The following is a 17,066-nucleotide window of genomic DNA, read 5'->3' as shown; positions in this document are numbered from 1 at the left end:
AATCGTGAAGGTTATTTTAGATAGCTGTCATAGTTTTCTTGTAGCTTATGTAGTAAAGTATCTTTCTCTGAATCACTTGTAAAGGAGGCCTTCACAGCGTTTTGATTAAAAACAAGAAAGTCTTCTATTTTCGTTCCAAAATAAGTTACGAAAAGACTATATTCTTTCGTCAAATTTGTATCGGAAACAGTACGATTATCTGTATTAATTGTAATCTTACCTCCAGCATCATAAAGTTCTTGATAAGGAAAACTTTGAATACTTGAGGCTGCTTTCGTTTGTAAATTGCTAGTTAAACACATCTCTGCTACAGCATCTTCTTCGACAAATCGCTTTATTAAAGCCCTCTGTCCTGTTAAAGCTGTCACATGTCCCATACGCTTAATCCCTAAATTTAAACTATCCGCAATATGCTTAGCACAACCACACTCACCTGCATGTAAAGTCATCGGGTAACCTGAGCGTTTTACTTCCTGAATAAGATCTACTAAACTATCTGTTGGATAGGAAAATTCATCACCTGCAAAATCAAAACCTACCAGGCCTTTGGGAGCCAAATCAACAATGTGTTTAATAATTTCCTTGGTCGTTTTATGAGACGATTGGCGCATACCGCAGACAAGGGCGCGTGCAACGATATTAAATTCTTTCTGAGCATCTGCTAAACCTTCTAAGACTGCAAAGACTGTATCACTTGCGGTTAAACCTTTATCCATAGAGAGTTCTGGCGCAAAACGAATTTCAATATAAATAACATTTTCTAAAGCTGCCTGTCTAGCAACATCATAAGCAGCAAAACGTAATGCTTCCTTCGTTTGAAGAAGCGGTCTGATAAACTCAAACGTTTTAAGGTAATCTACCAAGCTTTCTGTTTGAGCTGGAGCTATAACATATTTTCTTAATTCTTTATCACTATTTGGCAGTATTATATCAGCCATATTAGCCAATTTTCTAATAGCTGGTAAAGAAAGTGAGCCATCTAGATGACAATGCAACTCCGCCTTAGCCAATTCTTTTAATACTGCTTGTGTCATAATTTATCTCCTATTAAAAAGCATTTTTACTATATTAACAAAAGTTAGCTAAAAAGCAATACATTTACAAAATATTATCATAAAAAAGATTGTTAGTTAGCAGTATCCGAATTTTATAAAAAAATAACATACCATCATATAAAAATAAACAAACATTGCGGCCGCTATCTTAATTTCTTTCCTCAATAAAAGATTTAAGCTATAATATAGTCAACAATATAGCCTTGTTCTTCACTAAAAGACAAAACAGTTAGGTAGGTAAAAAATGATTATTTTTCAACAAATTCTTGATAAAATCAAAGAGTACGACACCATCATTATCCATCGACATATGAGACCAGACCCTGATGCTCTTGGTAGCCAAATCGGCTTAAGGGATATCATCAGGCATAATTTCCCAAAGAAAAAAGTACTTGCTACTGGTTTTGACGAACCCACACTCGCTTGGATTGCTAAAATGGATCAAGTGACCGACCAAGACTATCAAGGCGCTCTTGTTATTGTTACAGATACAGCAAATACCCCTCGCATTGATGATGAACGTTATAAAAAAGGTGACTTTTTAATTAAAATTGACCATCATCCAAACGATGAAGTCTATGGAGACCTCTCTTATGTAGATACTAACGCCTCTAGTGCAAGTGAAATTGTGACAGACTTTGCTCTTTCTTGTGATTTGTTGTTATCAACAAGTGCAGCAAGAGTTCTATATAATGGTATTGTAGGAGATACAGGACGCTTTTTATATCCTGCTACCACAAGTAAAACACTGAAGATTGCTAGCAAACTTCGTGAATTTGACTTTGATTTTTCTGCAATGGCACGTCAAATGGATTCCTTTCCTTTCAAAATTGCAAAATTACAAGGCTTTATTTTTGAGCAACTTGAAATTGACAAGAACGGCGCTGCATGCGTTACTTTAACACAAGAAGACTTAAAACGCTTTGATGTAACAGATGCAGAGACTGCTGCAATCGTTGGTATACCTGGAAAAATTGATATTGTAGAAAGTTGGGCAATTTTCGTTGAACAAAGCGATGGGCATTATCGTGTGCGCCTACGTAGTAAGTCACACATCATTAATGAAATAGCTAAACGTCATAATGGAGGCGGCCATCCTTTAGCCAGTGGAGCTAATTCTTATAGTTTGGAAGAGAATCAAGCTATTTACCAAGAAATCCAGGAAGTACTTTCTTTATAATTTTACTTTTTTTATCAAAACACTTGTCAAGGCTATTCTTATTTGATAGAATAGAGTGGTTAATAACTATGACTCAGACGAGTTATGGCAGAAAGGAAATTTTTAAAGATGAAAAAAGACATCCATCCAGATTATCGTCCAGTTGTTTTCTTAGATACAACTACAGGTTACAAATTCCTTAGTGGTTCAACTAAATCAACTAAAGAAACAGTAGAATTCGAAGGTGAAACTTACCCACTTATCCGTGTGGAAATCTCATCAGATTCACACCCATTCTATACAGGACGTCAAAAATTCACTCAAGCAGATGGACGTGTGGACCGTTTCAACAAAAAATATGGTCTCAAAGACGCAAACGCTGCTCAATAAGCATAGCATTAATTTTAAAAGCACTTCTAATAGAAGTGCTTTTTTCTATGTTTGAGCCTATCACGTACGAAGAAAAAAAGATGATATCGTATCCGATATCATCTTTTAAATATTAATGAGACATAAGGTCTTGGGCAACTTCACGTCCAGACATTTTAGCTGGGAAGTATGTTGGCCAGTTTTCCATTTCCTCAAATAATTTTTCTTGGCTTTCTGAACCCCAGAAGATATGGAAGTGTTCAGCTTTATTCGGTTTAATACCATGGTCACTAAATTGGATATATTTGAATTGACCAGCATCTTTTTCCTTAGCTTCAAAGAGATAACGTACTCCACGATTACCTTTTTTATAAGTTAAGATTTTGTAACCTGCATATTTGTATGTAAATGTTTGTGATTTACCATTACGTACAAAGGTCATTTGGTGTTTTTTACCATCAATCTTGATTGATTCTACGTCAGTCTTGTAACCTGCTGTATAATATTTTTTGTACTCTGCAGCAGTCATATCTTTTTTAGATTTAGCTTTGTAATCCCAAACTGGATCAAGTGTTCCATCTTGAAGAAGAGGATATACTGATTGCCAATTACCAGAGTAATCTGTCAATTTACGGTCTTTAACATCTTTAGTTTTAAAGTAACCTGTTTCAACTGTTTTAGTTTTATCTTCTTCAGGAGCTACTTCTTTACCTGCAACATCTGTTGTCTTTTTAAGAACTTTCAAATTACGTCTCATAACTGAGAAGTAATCTTCGCCAGCTGCCATTTCTTTTTTAGAAAGTCCTTCAAGTGGACTAAGCACAGCTGTTTTCACGCCAACTTCATCTGCTAAAGTTTTAGCAACTTTATTTGAAGCATTTTCTTCAAAATAAATGTAGTTGATGTTATATTTCTTGATGTATTTAGCTAATTCGCCTAAACGTTTTGATGAAGGTTCTGCATCTGGAGTAAGACCAGCAATTGGAACTTGATTTAAACCGTAATCAAGCGCCATGTAACCAAACGCTGCGTGTTGAGTCACAAAACTCTTTTGTTTAGCATTTGACAAACCATTTTTGTATTCTTTGTCAAGCTCTTTTAATTTTGCAATGTAAGCATCTGCATTTTTATTAAATGAAGCTGCATCTTTTGGATAAGCTTTGACAAATTTATTACGGATGTTTTCTACAACAGAAATCGCACGTTCTGGAGACAACCATACGTGTGGGTCAAGTTCATGATGATGCCCTTCATGACCATGTCCTTCATGTTCTTCACCTTCTTCTTCGACGCCTTTAGTAAGTAACATATCGCCAGTACCTTTAATAGTTGTTACTTTTTTGGATTTAACTGACTTAGCTACTTTTGGAGCCCAAGTTTCCATGTTATCATCCATGTAAACAAAAGCATTTGAATCTTGGATGGCAGCGATGTTTTTAGTTGATGGTTCAAAATCATGCGGCTCTGTACCTGCTTTAATTAACATAGATACATCAGCTTTATCACCAACGATATTTTTTGTAAACTCATAAACTGGGTAAAAAGTTGTTACCACTTTAAGTTTACTATCAGCCCAAACTTGTTTAACTTGAACAAGTTGCCAAGCTGCAAACATAGCTACAAAGCTTATCAATAAAAGAAATTTCTTTCTCATTTTTTCTCCTTTTTATTTAACCCGTTATTTACCGGTTAATATTTTACTAGTAAAGTATAGCACGATATTTTTTTTTTGCAAGTTTTATATACTTATGCAAGCGTTTTTATCTTAAAAAACCCGGAAAATATTCCGAGTTTTTTAATCTCCCATTGAAAAGCGATTTGTCATTAAATTACTTGCATCAAATAGAATACGATTTAACAATTCTTGGCTTTCTTTTTGAATATAGTCACTCATTTCTTGATTTTTCTGTTGAAAATCAATCTCTTTATTCTCAGCAACTTCTCTATCAATACCATTAATATGTGCATGTCCTTGGGCCATCGTTCTCTCGATATAGCTTTCAATATCAGCTTCATGTTGATAAAAGTGTGGATCTGCTAGAGCTGCAATTAAACGATTGGTCCAATAAAAATTATCTGTTGAAGCATCCTTGGTTGTATTCGAAAAATAGTCTGGTACAGTCTCAACTTGTGTAAACAACGGCACCATGGTTGCAAATGGCATAGAGCCATAAGATAACCATTGAACACCTGTCGTTTCAAGTGATTTATTTGGTCGCAATTGTAGAATAGACGTTTGACTAGTTCGGTTGATACCAACTGAACGAAAAGCTCTCCTACTTACCGCATCCCCTTCTGGTCCATATGGGTCATACACACTGTCTTGATAATGATCACTCAACACATATTTAATATCCTCAACAGTAATTTTTCGGTAAGGCTTTTGACACCAGGGAATAAACAAACTACGTGGATCCTGTTCAATTTCAGGATTTAAAAAACGCTGCATTGCCCAACTTCTTGGTGTGTTGTAATGACGATCTTTATCACGTTGGCTACCAAAAGCATATCGAGGATTGAAATGCTCATTAGAATAGGTCAAATCTAAATGGTATTGTTCGATAAACTCTTTCAAATCACTAGAGCACATGTAGTCATCACAGTTATTAAATTCAAAATGATCAATTCCTAGTTGGTTAGGATTAGTAACATAAACATCATCAGGTACGCGACGAGCAATCCAATGATGCCCACCAATTGTTTCTAACCACCATATTTCTTCGGTATCTGAAAAAGCAATACCATTTGATTCATAGGTTCCATATTTTTCCAAAATAGCACCTAAACGCTCCACACCTTCTCGCGCTGACTGAATATAGGGAAGCACTAAAGTGAGTATATCCTCTTCCCCTATACCATCTGAAACCAAAGGATCTGCACCCAAAACGCGGGAATTCGTTGTAATAGTTTCTGTAGCACTCATCGCTACATTTTTACTGTTAATACCGGCTTCACCCCATATACCATCTTTTCCCAATGCGTCCGGTACTGAAGTATAAGGAAGTGGGTTATCTGGTAAATCTACTTCAAAATTTGATAAAACTGATTTGTAATGACGCGGTTGATCTTTAGATGTCATTACCTTTAATTTTTTGGGTGTGAAATCGCCATTAACAGAGTCTTCCGTTCTAGCGATCATAGTCGAACCATCATAAGAAGCCTTTTTACCAACCAATATTGTTGTACAAGCCATGCTAATATCTCCTTCTATAATTCATCTGCAATTTTATTTATTTTCCGTAAGCGATGGTTAACGCCACTCTTACTCAGAGGCGTTTCTAAACTGTCTGCTATTTGTTGAATAGAGTAATCTGGATGAGCCACACGCACCTGAGCTACTTGTCTTAAATCACTAGGCAGTGCATCAAAACCAATAGTATCCATAATCTTGATAATATTATTGATAGTCTTCATACTAGCTGTGATTGTTCTAGCAATATTAGCTGTTTCAACGTTGTTAGCACGGTTAATATCATTACGTGTCTCACGTATCATTTTAATCTCTTCAAAAGCATCTCTAGCTTCCATGGCATCAATGACTATCAAGAAATCCATAATATCTTCTGCTTTTTGCAAATAAGTTACTGCTCCATGTTTATGTTCAATAACCTTTGCATCTAACATAAATTTTTTCATAAGATTAGCTAAGTCTTGTGCATGGTCTAGATAAACAGAAAAAATTTCTAGTTGATATTTTCCAGAATCAGGTTCTCTAACAGTACCCGTTGATAAGAATGCTCCCCTGAGATAAGCTCTTCCATTTTCATCATTGTCCAATATAGAGTGTTCAATACCAGTTTCAATACCAAAAAAAGCATCAGCCAACTTCAAATCAGCAAGAATAACATCAACTTTTTCTTCAATAAAAACAGTATACACACGATTCTTTCGTAAGTTCGTTTTTTGATGGTATTTGATTTCTGGCTGCAAATGATAATGTTCTTCTAACATGCTATAAATATGACGAGCAATTTTAGCATTTTCTGTGGTAATAGAAAGGTTGAGGCCGTGGTTAGCTAATCCTAAACTACCTGACATTTTGATAATAGCTGACAGTTCCATCTTATTTTCACTCTTATGACCTAGCAACTCTTCTTTGACTTTTACTGTAAAACTCATAAATGTGTTCCTACTAAATTCATTAGTTCCTCAACAACGAAGTCACCATGATGGAAGGCTCCACCTTTTTCTAATTTTAAAAAGTTAGACGAGATGACACGTCTGGCATGTTTTCTAAGCCCTGAAAAATCATGTTCAACCTGTACCAAATACTCATCAAAATGATTGTTTTCCATATAAGACTCTGGCACTTTTTCAATATTAACCAAAACTGTATCGATAGCATCTTGTCCTAAATGACGTTTCAATACTTCAACGTGGTCTGCGTCTGTAAAATGCTCAGTTTCACCACGTTGTGTCATAATATTGCATACATAAGCTACCTCTGCCCGAGTTTCTAAAAGAGCTTGTTTAATCTCTGGAATAACTAGGTTAGGTAAAATAGAGGTGAAAAGTGACCCTGGACCCAACACAATCATATCACTTTCTAAAATTGCATCAACAACTTTGCGGCTGGCCGTAGGAGTCTCTTCATTATAAGTATTAGTGACATACACATGGTCAATCATGCCTTTATAATCGGCTATTTGACTCTCTCCAACCACTTCATGGCCATCTTTAAAAACAGCATGCAGAGTGAGCGGATGTTCACTAGATGGATATATCTTTCCTGTTGTATGAAAGAACTGTGTTAAACTCTGCATAGCGTTATAAGTTGAACCTTGCATTTCAGCAACACCAGCAATAATAAGATTTCCTAAAGGATGACCTGCAAAATCCCCATCACCTTCTGCAAAACGATATTGGAAAATTTGTTCGTAAAACTTCGGCATATCACTCAAGGCAACCAAAACATTTCTTAAATCTCCTGGCGGTGTTAGTTGCATAACTGAGCGCAACTCACCTGACGAACCACCATCATCTGCCACCGTGACAACCGCTGTAATCTCAACATCTTCTAAGCGAAGACTTTTCAAAATAACTGGAATTCCCGTTCCTCCGCCAATAACGGTTATTTTAGGTTTTCTCATGAACGATTCACCGTCTCCTTACGCTTATTTTTATCACGATGGCTTTCATTCACTGTCCAATCTGCTTTTAAATCTTCTGATAATCTATGAGCAAAAGCGGTGCTACGATGTTGCCCACCTGTACATCCGATTGCCACAGTCAAAACAGATTTCCCTTCTTTTTGATAGCCTGGTAAGATTGGCTTTATTAAGGCAAGAAGATGGTCATAAAAATCGTCTGATTCATCAAAACTCATGACATAGTCATAAACCTCAGTATCTAAACCTGTCTTATCTCTTAATTCTGGTTTATAGTATGGATTTGGTAAAAAACGCACATCGAATACTAAATCCGCATCCAAAGGTATACCATATTTAAACCCAAAACTCATAACTTCAATACGAAAAGAACTTTGACTATCTTGATTTGAGAATTCTTCAGAAATGACCTTACGTAGTTGTCTTGGTGTTAATTCACTAGTGTCCACAACGTTCTGACTCATACTTTTAAGCGGTGCTAATAGTTCTCTCTCTAGAGAAATACCATCTAACACTCTGCCGTCGGCAGCAAGAGGGTGGCTACGACGTGTCTCTTTATATCGTGACACTAGCTCGGTGTCAGTAGCATCTAAAAATAGAATCTTAAAGTTAATATTATCATTAATTTCAAGGCTATCCAAAATAGAGTTAATTTCTCTAAAGAAAAGACGACTACGCATGTCAACTACCATAGCAATCTTGCTTGTATCTCCTGATTGTGCTGCTAATTCTAAAAACTTAGGCACTAGAGTAGGCGGCATATTATCTATTGTAAAATATCCTAAATCTTCAAATGACTGAATAGCCACTGTCTTTCCTGCCCCACTCATACCTGTTACAATCACAAGTTTGATTTGTTCGTCTGACATTACGATTACCTCTTTCTCTTATGTTTTATGCCATTATACCACAAATGGCTAGCAATTAGGATTTTACTTCAGAGGAAAAGAAACTCATTCTAAATAGTAAAATCTTGTCGGAATGCTCCCAAATTTGGTAAACTAGACCCAAAGGAGTTTATTATGCTTTATGAAGTAACCTCATCAAACACTCAAGGCGTTGATGGAAAAGTTTATCTCTCCAATGGAAAAATTGTGGAGACCAATCACCCTTTAAATCATTTACCAGGATTTAATCCTGAAGAATTAATTGCTTTAGCATGGTCAACATGTTTAAATGCAACTATAAAAGCTATTTTAGAACAAAAAGGATTCAAAGACCTAAAATCTCGTGTTGATGTTAATTGCCAGCTCATGAAGGAAAAGCAAGTAGGTAAGGGATTTTATTTCCAAGTTAACGCTGTTGCTAGTATTGAAAAACTGTCATTATCTGATAGTAAGCTAATCGTTAACAAAGCACACAGCAGATGTCCGATTTCAAAATTAATTTCAAATGCTAAAACAATCAATCTAGACACTGTTAAATGGTCAGTTTGAATCTTTACAAGTTAGTGCTTTCATATTATAATAAAACACGTGCATAATCGAGGATTTCTCGGACTGGTTCGAAAACTTCCCAGAATAAAAAACTAAGTGACTGAAAATATGATTGAATTTAGAAAACTAAATTCATTTTTTCGTGTGATCTTGGTAACTGCCAAGATCTTTTTTATTGCCATGACTATTGTTAATAGTTTCATAAAAGCATAGAACATTCACTAATATTAAAAGAAAGGAGACAAATGAACAAAGAAAAAATTATTATCGATTGCGATCCCGGTATTGATGATACCTTAGCACTGATGTATGCTATTCAGCATCCTAAGTTAGAAGTTGTTGCTATTACTATAACAGCAGGCAATTCGCCTGTTGAGCTAGGACTAAAGAATACCTTTGTAACGCTTGAATTACTAAATCGTCGCGACATTTCAGTTTATGTTGGTAATAACTTGCCTTTACAACGTGAATTTGTATCTGCTCAAGATACTCATGGAATGGATGGCCTTGGAGAGAATAACTTTACATTGGCGCAACCAATTATCTTTCAAGAAGAATCAGCAGATTGTTTTTTAGCAAACTATTTTGAACACAAAAATGATACTTCTATTATAGCTCTCGGACCTCTGACCAATATCGCTCGAGCCTTACAAACTAATCCCAAATTAGGCAAACATTGCAAGCGATTTGTTAGCATGGGAGGAAATTTTAAATCACATGGCAATTGTTCTCCAGTTGCTGAATACAACTATTGGTATGATCCCCATGCTGCACAATATGTATTTGAAAACCTTGACAAAAAAATAGAGATGGTTGGACTAGACATCACACGTCATATTGTATTAACCCCCAATCATTTATCTTATATGGAGCGTATTAATCCAGACGTATCAACTTTTATCCAAAAAATCACAAAGTTCTACTTCGATTTTCACTGGCAATATGAGCATATTATTGGATGTGTGATAAATGATCCTTTAGCTATTGCTTACTTTGTTAATGAAAATATCGCTACTGGTTTTGATAGCTATACCGATGTTGCTTGTCACGGAATCGCCATGGGACAAACAATTGTAGATCAGTATCATTTTTATAAAAAAGATGCTAACAGTAAGATTTTAACCTCAGTCAATACTAATTTATTTTGGAATGATTTTATGACCGTCCTATTACATGCACAAAATTCAGTCATCATTGAAGACTTAGAAATGTTAGGACTTAACAAATGACAAAATCACCTGCTCGTTTAATTTCATTTATCTCAATCGCTATCGCCATCAACCTTATTGGGGCTAATTTAGCTCTATTTTTACGCCTACCTATCTATCTAGATACTATAGGTACATTGCTAATAGCAGTTATCCTGGGACCATGGTACGCTGCCAGCACTGCTTTTCTCAGTGCACTCATCAATTGGATGACTACTGATATTTTTTCACTTTATTATTCACCAGTCGCCATCGTAGTTGCTATCATTACTGGTATCTTGATTAAAAGGAATTGTAAACCCTCTAGCCTATTGTGGAAATCACTGATTATTTCTTTACCAGGAACTATTATTGCTTCAGTTATAACAGTTATCCTTTTTAAAGGAATTACCTCTAGTGGCTCAAGTATTATAGCACAATTCTTACATGGAATTGGATTAGACATGACAAGTAGTTTGATACTTGTTCAAGTTGGAACAGATTATATTGATCGACTAATCAGTCTTATCCTTGTCTTTTCGACAATCACATTGTTAAAAAAACATAGTCCCAATTTAATTAACCAACGATTCTAAAGACCATAATAAAAAAGCGCACTAGCTAGCGCTTTTTTATTATGGTTTGATACGATGTAACATACGTGGGAATGGAATAGCTTCGCGAATATGTTTGGTACCAGCAACAAAAGTTACCATACGTTCAATACCTATACCAAAACCGCCATGAGGAACAGAGCCGTATTTACGAAGGTCAAGGTAAAAGTCGTATTCTGATTTATCCATACCTAGTTCATCCATTTTAGCCACAAGAGCATCGTAGTTGTCTTCACGCATTGAGCCGCCAATGATCTCTCCATAACCTTCTGGAGCTAAAAGATCAGCACAAAGAACGCGTTCTGGATTTCCAGGAACTGGTTTCATATAAAATGCTTTAAAGCTTGCTGGGTAATTCACTACAAATGTCGGCACTCCAAAGTAATTAGAAATCCAAGTTTCATGTGGTGAACCAAAGTCATCACCATGCTCTAAATGTTCATAATCTGTATCTTCATCTGCTTCATGCTCTTGAAGAAGTGTAATAGCATCATCATAAGAAACACGCTTGAATGGCTCTGCGATATAACGTTTGAGAGCCTCAACATCACGTTCTAAAATATCAAGTGCTTGAGGCGCACGATCTAGAACGCCTTGGATCAATGCTTTAACATAAGCTTCTTGAAGGTCAAGTGATTCCTCATGTGACAAGAAAGAATACTCGGCATCCATCATCCAAAATTCTGTTAAATGGCGACGTGTTTTAGATTTTTCAGCACGAAAGACTGGACCAAAGTCGAAAACTCGGCCTAGAGCCATTGCTCCAGCTTCAAGGTATAATTGACCAGATTGGCTAAGAAATGCTGGTTTCCCAAAATAGTCTGTTTCGAATAACTCTGTTGAATCTTCTGCTGCATTTTCTGATAAAATTGGGCTATCAAATTTGATAAAACCATTTTGGTCAAAGAATTCATAAGTTGAATAAATAATAGCGTTACGAATTTGCATAACAGCCATTTGTTTACGAGAACGCAACCAAAGATGACGGTTGTCCATCAAGAAGTCTGTCCCATGCTCTTTAGGAGTTATAGGATATTCATGTGACTCTCCAATGACTTCAAGGTCAGTAATATCAAGCTCATAGCCAAATTTTGAACGTTCATCCTCTTTAACAATCCCTGTTACATAAACAGATGTTTCTTGGTTGAGACGTTTAATAACGTCAAATTTTTCAAGACCTGATTCTTCACCATATTTTTCAATGAAGTTTGGTTTAAAAGCGACACCTTGGAAAAAGGCAGAACCATCGCGCAACTGTACAAACGCAATCTTACCTTTACCTGATTTGTTAGCAACCCAAGCACCAATAGTAACTTCTTGACCAACATAATCTTTAACATCAACAATTGAAATAAGTTTTTTTGACATAAGTTTCTCTCTATTTTTATTTAATTAATTTCATTACTTCCCATAAAGACATGCAGTCTACGAACAGCTTCTTTAAGGGTTCCAAGATCTGTAGCATAACTCAGACGAACATTTTCCGGCGCTCCAAAACCAGCACCCGTTACTAAAGCAAGTCCAACTTCTTCAAGAATGGCATCCGTGAATGCTGTAACATCCGTATATCCTTTCATTTCCATTGCTTTTGTAACATTTGGGAAAAGATAAAAAGCACCTTGTGGTTTAACAACCTCAAACCCAGGGACCTGACACAACAATGGATAAATGATATTAAGGCGTTCTTCAAATGCTAGCCTCATTTTTTCAAATGACTCTTGAGAACCATTTAAAGCCTCAATAGTAGCATACTGTGAGACAGCCGTAAGGTTAGAAGTTGTTTGACTGACTACTTTAGACATTGCCGCTATAATATCATGATTACCCACTGCAAAACCAACACGCCAACCTGTCATCGCATAAGTCTTAGAAACTCCATTTATGACTATCGTTTGGTTTCGAATGGACTCTGAAAGGCTTGAAATAGGGGTAAAAATATTGCCATTGTAAACCAATCGACCGTAAATATCATCTGCTAAAATTAGGATATCATGTTCGACTGCCCAATTTCCAATAGCCTCCAACTCCTCAGCTTTATAAATCATACCTGTAGGATTTGATGGACTATTAAGAAGTATGACTTTTGTCTTATCAGTCCTAACAGCTTCTAACTGTTCCACAGTTACTTTGAAGTGATTAACTTCTTTTGCTGTGACAAAAACTGGCTTACCTTCAGCCATCTTAATCTGATCAGCATAAGATACCCAATAAGGAGTCGGAATAATTACTTCATCACCGGGATTCAGTACTGTCATAAAGAAAGTATAAAGGATAAACTTAGCACCAGTTCCCACAACCACCTGATTAGGTTTAAGGGAGTAGCCATAAAAACGTTCAAAATACGCATTAATTGCTGACTTCAACTCCGGCAAACCACTTGATGGTGTGTAAAAACTTGCACGTCCATCTGTTATAGCCTCAATAGCCGCTTGCTGAATGTTTTTAGGAGTAGCGAAATCAGGCTCCCCTAAAGTTAAACTAAGAATATCTCTTCCTTGTACTCTGAGTTCTCTTGCTTTAGCTCCCGCAGCTAAAGTAACACTCTCTTCCATATTGAGTACACGTTCTGACAAATAGGTCATCACTCCTCCTTTTATCAACGTACTACTATTATTTAATCTTGAGTCGCACTGTCAACATCTTATTTTTAGACAATGATCTTTACCATTATATCAAAAATTTAGCCATTTCAGTCAAGACCTTGTTAATTTTTTCCTTAGAAATTTCAAAATCTCTACCAAGAGAATGCATGATGGTTTGTCCATAAGATTTAATAACCAATCTGCTATCCAAAATAATTACCGCTGACTTTTGTTCTTCTCTCCTTGTAGTACGTCCCAAGGCCTGTTTTAATTTTAAGACAGTCATTGGTAAAGAATAGTCATAAAAGAAGTTTTTCCCCTCTTTTGTTAAACTCTGCGATAGTTTCTGGATAAAATAGTCTTTGGGATTATCAAAAGGCAATCGCGTGATAACTTCAATAAGACGATCACGATGTACAAAGTCAACACCTTCCCAAAAAGATCCTGTACCTAAAAGAAGATTGCTTTCTCCACGATCAAAACGTTTTTTAACGTTATAAGCTAAGCCATTTTTATCTTGAGTAAGATGTTTTATCTCCCACTTATCCAAATAATCAGATACCATAAACATTGTCTGTTTAGAAGTTAATAAGACTAAGGTAGGCTGCTTTAACGTCATTATATCTTGTAAACGCTTGGCTATTTCGTAAGCATACTGTTCCGGTGATAAATCAAGTATATTAGGCATAGAGGTATCAATCCATACTTTCTGATTGGCATTTTTCTCATGCGCTATCTTCTCTGTGCTTATACTTGAAAATCCTCCTAAAAGATCTGACAAGTAGACTTTGGGACTGATTTGTAAAGTAGCTGATATCATATAGGTCTTTTTTGTGGGAGGGAGGAACTCTGAAAATTTAAGAAAATCTTCTCTCGCCCCACGTAAAATGGTTAAACGCTTCTCATTGACTTTATCAGTTTCAAACCAATAGTTAGTATAAGTAGCTGTGAAAAAAGTTTGTAAATCATCTAATCCTACTACTTCTAAAGCGTTTATACTATTTTTTAGACGTTTCAACCAGGTCTCTGAAAATTCAAAAGAATTATGACGATAAAAAAGTTCTGCTGCATGACTTAACTCATAAGAAATACTTTCCAGAAGGCGCTTTTGTAATAACGGAATAGGACTATCAATTATTTTTTGAATAACCTGCAATTGGTGACTAATATCAAGTTGCCCACGAGAAAAATTTTCCAGTCCCAAAACAAGTTTCTGAGCTTCATCAAAAACTAAAACCTTCCCCTTTGCAAAATCTTTGTCATCCTGAACACGCTCAAGAAAATAAGCATGATTAATAATAACAAGTTGACTTTGTGCAACTTTATCATAACTGCGTTTCCAAAAATCCAGATCATAAAAAAGTGATGATTGAGTCACTTCTCCATCGTGTTTTAGCTGGTCAAAGTAAGATTCTAATCGTTGTTTTTGTTTAATTTCATCCAAATCACCTGTAGTCGTTTCCGTCAACCACACTAGCAGTTGCATTTTAAAACGATTTATCAATCGATTTCGATCCTGCACTTGGAGGCTCTTATAAAACGCATCTAACTTCAAGTAATTTCTCGGTCCTTTGATACTGTGACAGGGAATATGAAAAAGTTCTTGAATGTGCTTTATTTCTTTAGCCATTATTTGATCTTGCAAAATCTTTGTTGGAACAGATACTATTATTTGTTGTTTTTGAGACTGATCCAATAAAGGCAAGAGATATCCATATGTTTTACCAAGTCCTGATTGAGCTTCTAAAAACGTTGTTGTTTGATCATTAAAATGCGCTTTAACCAAGTCAGCAAAAACAATTTGCTTAGGGCGAGCATCCATACCTAACAAAGCCATGTTAACTTGAAAATCACTAGATAATTTCTTAGGCTTTCCAACAGCTTTTTCTTTTTTTAAGACCAATCCTTGCCAGAAATAATATTCTTTAGGATTAACGAAATCAGCTTCTTGATAAGCTTCTTCAATCAATAAATAGGATTCGAACAAAAGATTATCAGCAAATGTTAAAATGGTCTCCAACACTTCTTTAGGTAAACTACTAATTTTAGCTTTTAACTTAATGAATAACTGTGCTGTAGCTCTTGCATCTGCAATAGCAGTGTGCGCATCTGTTAATTCAATATTTAAGCTTTCTGCTAATGCCCCTAAAGAATATTTTTCTAAACAGGGATAAAACACTTGTGATAACTCTACTGTATCTATCCTTGGTGTACGTAACTCGAAGCCTTCTAAAAATAGTTGCTCAGCCAATAAATTTGCATCGAACTTTACATTGTGGGCAACAAAAATACAATCTTCAATCAATTGATAAATGTGATGCGCCACTTGACCAAAATCCGGAGCTTTAACCAACTGCTTATCCGTAATACCTGTCAAATGAACAATATGCTCATCCAAAGATTCATGAGGATTAACATCTGTTTCATAACTATCAATAATTTTATTTCCTTGGATAATAACAATCCCAACCTGAATAATAGAAGCATTGGGACCTGCTCCAGTAGCCTCCAAGTCAACTACTGCATATTTTCTAAGTTTTTTCTGGGTCATAGTAAGTCTATTATAGCACGCTATATCTATAAAACAAAACATGACTGTACCTCAAAGATGCCATCACTCCAATAACCAAGATAAGATAATTTTTTAAGAAATATAAAAAACACTGTGAGTTTCACTCACAGTGTTAGCATTAATCATTTTTAATGGAATACCATACCACCATCGACAACTATTGTTTGTCCAGTGATATAATTTGAATCATCTCCCGCTAAGAAGCCTACTGCATTAGCAACATCTTCTGGTTCAGACAAGCGTTTCAAAGTGATATCTTTTGCAAACTGCTCCATACCCCATTCATCATCTTTGCCTGCATTCTTACCAACTTCATGGGCAATATCAAACATCATAGGTGTTTTAACAATACCTGGTGCGTAGGCATTGACTGTGATTCCTTCTGATGCCAAATCCTTTGCCAAAGTCTGTGTAATACCACGAACTGCAAATTTTGTACCACCATAAACAGTCAAATTAGGATTCCCTTCACATCCTGCTTGTGAAGTTGCATTTATAATTTTTCCGCCATGACCTAATTCTCTAAAATGTTTTTGAGCTGCTTGACTTCCCCAAATAGTTCCTCCGACATTGATTGCAAAAGCCTTTTCAAACTGCTCTTCAGTAATAGTGTCAAGAGGGGTTGTTGGGGCAATACCTGCATTGTTAACAACAACATTCAAATCACCAAAAGTATCTACAACTTTTTGGAAAGCATCAAAGACTTGATCACGTTTTGAAACATCTGCTACAACTGCAACAGCATCCTCAAGTGATAGTTTATCAACCGCAGCCTGAGCAGTCTCTTCATTATAGTCTAAAACGCCTATTTTAAAGCCGTCTGCATGAAGACGTTTCGCAATAGCAAATCCAATTCCTTGACCAGCACCAGTAACAATAGCAACTTTTGACATATCTTCCACCTCATATTCTTTAGTCAACCAATTAGGTTGCTCTCAAAAAGTCAGTGTTCTTAAACTAAGTTCAGCTTTAGGCTTGGCTTAT

The 17,066-nt window shown here is 35.9% G+C and carries 15 protein-coding genes and 1 riboswitch; of the genes, 5 read left to right on the top strand and 10 right to left on the bottom strand.

Features of this window, described 5'->3' with window-relative positions:
• Positions 1–11: 11 nt before the first annotated feature.
• Positions 12–1,034: an adenosine deaminase gene (add, locus tag A6J68_RS04590; protein WP_000189636.1), complete on the bottom strand. Its 1,023-nt coding sequence runs from the start codon at positions 1,032–1,034 to the stop codon at positions 12–14.
• Positions 1,035–1,299: 265 nt separating this feature from the next.
• On the opposite strand from add, the gene A6J68_RS04585 reads away from it, so the two are divergent.
• Entirely contained in the window at positions 1,300–2,235 is a 936-nt protein-coding gene (locus A6J68_RS04585) for a DHH family phosphoesterase (protein ID WP_000583233.1), read from the top strand.
• A 108-nt stretch (positions 2,236–2,343) separates the two neighbouring features.
• On the top strand, positions 2,344–2,604 hold the full coding sequence (locus A6J68_RS04580) for a type B 50S ribosomal protein L31 (RefSeq protein ID WP_000710757.1): 261 nt from the start codon (positions 2,344–2,346) through the stop codon (positions 2,602–2,604).
• 112 nt (positions 2,605–2,716) lie between these two features.
• Here the strand turns inward: A6J68_RS04580 and A6J68_RS04575 are convergent, their stop codons facing one another.
• From A6J68_RS04575 to rapZ, 5 genes are all read right to left on the bottom strand, one after another.
• Positions 2,717–4,237: a zinc ABC transporter substrate-binding protein AdcA gene (locus tag A6J68_RS04575; RefSeq protein WP_070469306.1), complete on the bottom strand. Its 1,521-nt coding sequence runs from the start codon at positions 4,235–4,237 to the stop codon at positions 2,717–2,719.
• Between the two features lie 141 nt (positions 4,238–4,378).
• Positions 4,379–5,776, bottom strand: coding sequence for a C69 family dipeptidase (locus tag A6J68_RS04570; protein ID WP_000752455.1), 1,398 nt, complete (start codon positions 5,774–5,776; stop codon positions 4,379–4,381).
• 14 nt (positions 5,777–5,790) lie between these two features.
• On the bottom strand, positions 5,791–6,702 hold the full coding sequence (gene whiA, locus A6J68_RS04565) for a DNA-binding protein WhiA (protein WP_000011316.1): 912 nt from the start codon (positions 6,700–6,702) through the stop codon (positions 5,791–5,793).
• The gene (locus tag A6J68_RS04560; RefSeq protein ID WP_001231102.1) at positions 6,699–7,673 is read right to left on the bottom strand and encodes a YvcK family protein; all 975 of its coding nucleotides are present in this window, start codon (positions 7,671–7,673) and stop codon (positions 6,699–6,701) included. The genes whiA and A6J68_RS04560 overlap by 4 nt, the downstream gene beginning before the upstream one ends.
• The gene (gene rapZ / locus A6J68_RS04555; protein WP_001278845.1) at positions 7,670–8,560 is read right to left on the bottom strand and encodes an RNase adapter RapZ; all 891 of its coding nucleotides are present in this window, start codon (positions 8,558–8,560) and stop codon (positions 7,670–7,672) included. Before rapZ ends, A6J68_RS04560 begins: the two co-directional genes overlap by 4 nt.
• A gap of 153 nt (positions 8,561–8,713) precedes the next feature.
• Between rapZ and A6J68_RS04550 the strand changes: the two genes are divergently transcribed.
• From A6J68_RS04550 to A6J68_RS04535, 3 genes are all read left to right on the top strand, one after another.
• Entirely contained in the window at positions 8,714–9,127 is a 414-nt protein-coding gene (locus A6J68_RS04550) for an OsmC family protein (protein WP_000965178.1), read from the top strand.
• Between the two features lie 57 nt (positions 9,128–9,184).
• Positions 9,185–9,229, top strand: a riboswitch (PreQ1 riboswitch).
• A 143-nt stretch (positions 9,230–9,372) separates the two neighbouring features.
• A complete protein-coding gene (locus tag A6J68_RS04540) occupies positions 9,373–10,356 on the top strand; it encodes a nucleoside hydrolase (protein WP_001031103.1) in 984 nt (327 codons plus the stop codon).
• Positions 10,353–10,910, top strand: coding sequence for an ECF transporter S component (locus tag A6J68_RS04535; protein ID WP_000167485.1), 558 nt, complete (start codon positions 10,353–10,355; stop codon positions 10,908–10,910). The genes A6J68_RS04540 and A6J68_RS04535 overlap by 4 nt, the downstream gene beginning before the upstream one ends.
• A gap of 39 nt (positions 10,911–10,949) precedes the next feature.
• Here A6J68_RS04535 and asnS read toward each other — a convergent pair whose 3' ends face one another.
• The 4 genes from asnS to A6J68_RS04515 form a co-directional block, all read right to left on the bottom strand.
• On the bottom strand, positions 10,950–12,296 hold the full coding sequence (gene asnS / locus A6J68_RS04530) for an asparagine--tRNA ligase (protein WP_000038473.1): 1,347 nt from the start codon (positions 12,294–12,296) through the stop codon (positions 10,950–10,952).
• Positions 12,297–12,316: 20 nt separating this feature from the next.
• On the bottom strand, positions 12,317–13,510 hold the full coding sequence (locus A6J68_RS04525) for a pyridoxal phosphate-dependent aminotransferase (protein WP_000221828.1): 1,194 nt from the start codon (positions 13,508–13,510) through the stop codon (positions 12,317–12,319).
• Positions 13,511–13,595: 85 nt separating this feature from the next.
• Positions 13,596–16,061 (bottom strand): bifunctional DnaQ family exonuclease/ATP-dependent helicase, encoded by a 2,466-nt coding sequence (locus A6J68_RS04520; RefSeq protein WP_000192267.1) that lies wholly within the window; start codon positions 16,059–16,061, stop codon positions 13,596–13,598.
• Positions 16,062–16,210: 149 nt separating this feature from the next.
• Positions 16,211–16,975, bottom strand: a complete 765-nt coding sequence (locus A6J68_RS04515) for a (S)-acetoin forming diacetyl reductase (RefSeq protein WP_000048142.1) — start codon at positions 16,973–16,975, stop codon at positions 16,211–16,213.
• Positions 16,976–17,066: the final 91 nt, after the last annotated feature.

This window comes from Streptococcus sp. 'group B' (assembly GCF_002073795.1).
GTDB lineage: Bacteria > Bacillota > Bacilli > Lactobacillales > Streptococcaceae > Streptococcus > Streptococcus agalactiae.
Note: the sequence above shows the minus strand (reverse complement) of the source record. Positions and strands in the feature narration are given on the sequence as shown.

Excerpts from the sequence above, each read along its gene's own strand:
- add (WP_000189636.1), bottom strand. The coding sequence starts at position 1,034 with ATGACACAAGCAGTATTAAAAGAATTGGCTAAGGCGGAGTTGCATTGT.
- A6J68_RS04585 (WP_000583233.1), top strand. The coding sequence starts at position 1,300 with ATGATTATTTTTCAACAAATTCTTGATAAAATCAAAGAGTACGACACC.
- A6J68_RS04580 (WP_000710757.1), top strand. The coding sequence starts at position 2,344 with ATGAAAAAAGACATCCATCCAGATTATCGTCCAGTTGTTTTCTTAGAT.
- A6J68_RS04575 (WP_070469306.1), bottom strand. The coding sequence starts at position 4,237 with ATGAGAAAGAAATTTCTTTTATTGATAAGCTTTGTAGCTATGTTTGCA.
- A6J68_RS04570 (WP_000752455.1), bottom strand. The coding sequence starts at position 5,776 with ATGGCTTGTACAACAATATTGGTTGGTAAAAAGGCTTCTTATGATGGT.
- whiA (WP_000011316.1), bottom strand. The coding sequence starts at position 6,702 with ATGAGTTTTACAGTAAAAGTCAAAGAAGAGTTGCTAGGTCATAAGAGT.
- A6J68_RS04560 (WP_001231102.1), bottom strand. The coding sequence starts at position 7,673 with ATGAGAAAACCTAAAATAACCGTTATTGGCGGAGGAACGGGAATTCCA.
- rapZ (WP_001278845.1), bottom strand. The coding sequence starts at position 8,560 with ATGTCAGACGAACAAATCAAACTTGTGATTGTAACAGGTATGAGTGGG.
- A6J68_RS04550 (WP_000965178.1), top strand. The coding sequence starts at position 8,714 with ATGCTTTATGAAGTAACCTCATCAAACACTCAAGGCGTTGATGGAAAA.
- A6J68_RS04540 (WP_001031103.1), top strand. The coding sequence starts at position 9,373 with ATGAACAAAGAAAAAATTATTATCGATTGCGATCCCGGTATTGATGAT.
- A6J68_RS04535 (WP_000167485.1), top strand. The coding sequence starts at position 10,353 with ATGACAAAATCACCTGCTCGTTTAATTTCATTTATCTCAATCGCTATC.
- asnS (WP_000038473.1), bottom strand. The coding sequence starts at position 12,296 with ATGTCAAAAAAACTTATTTCAATTGTTGATGTTAAAGATTATGTTGGT.
- A6J68_RS04525 (WP_000221828.1), bottom strand. The coding sequence starts at position 13,510 with ATGACCTATTTGTCAGAACGTGTACTCAATATGGAAGAGAGTGTTACT.
- A6J68_RS04520 (WP_000192267.1), bottom strand. The coding sequence starts at position 16,061 with ATGACCCAGAAAAAACTTAGAAAATATGCAGTAGTTGACTTGGAGGCT.
- A6J68_RS04515 (WP_000048142.1), bottom strand. The coding sequence starts at position 16,975 with ATGTCAAAAGTTGCTATTGTTACTGGTGCTGGTCAAGGAATTGGATTT.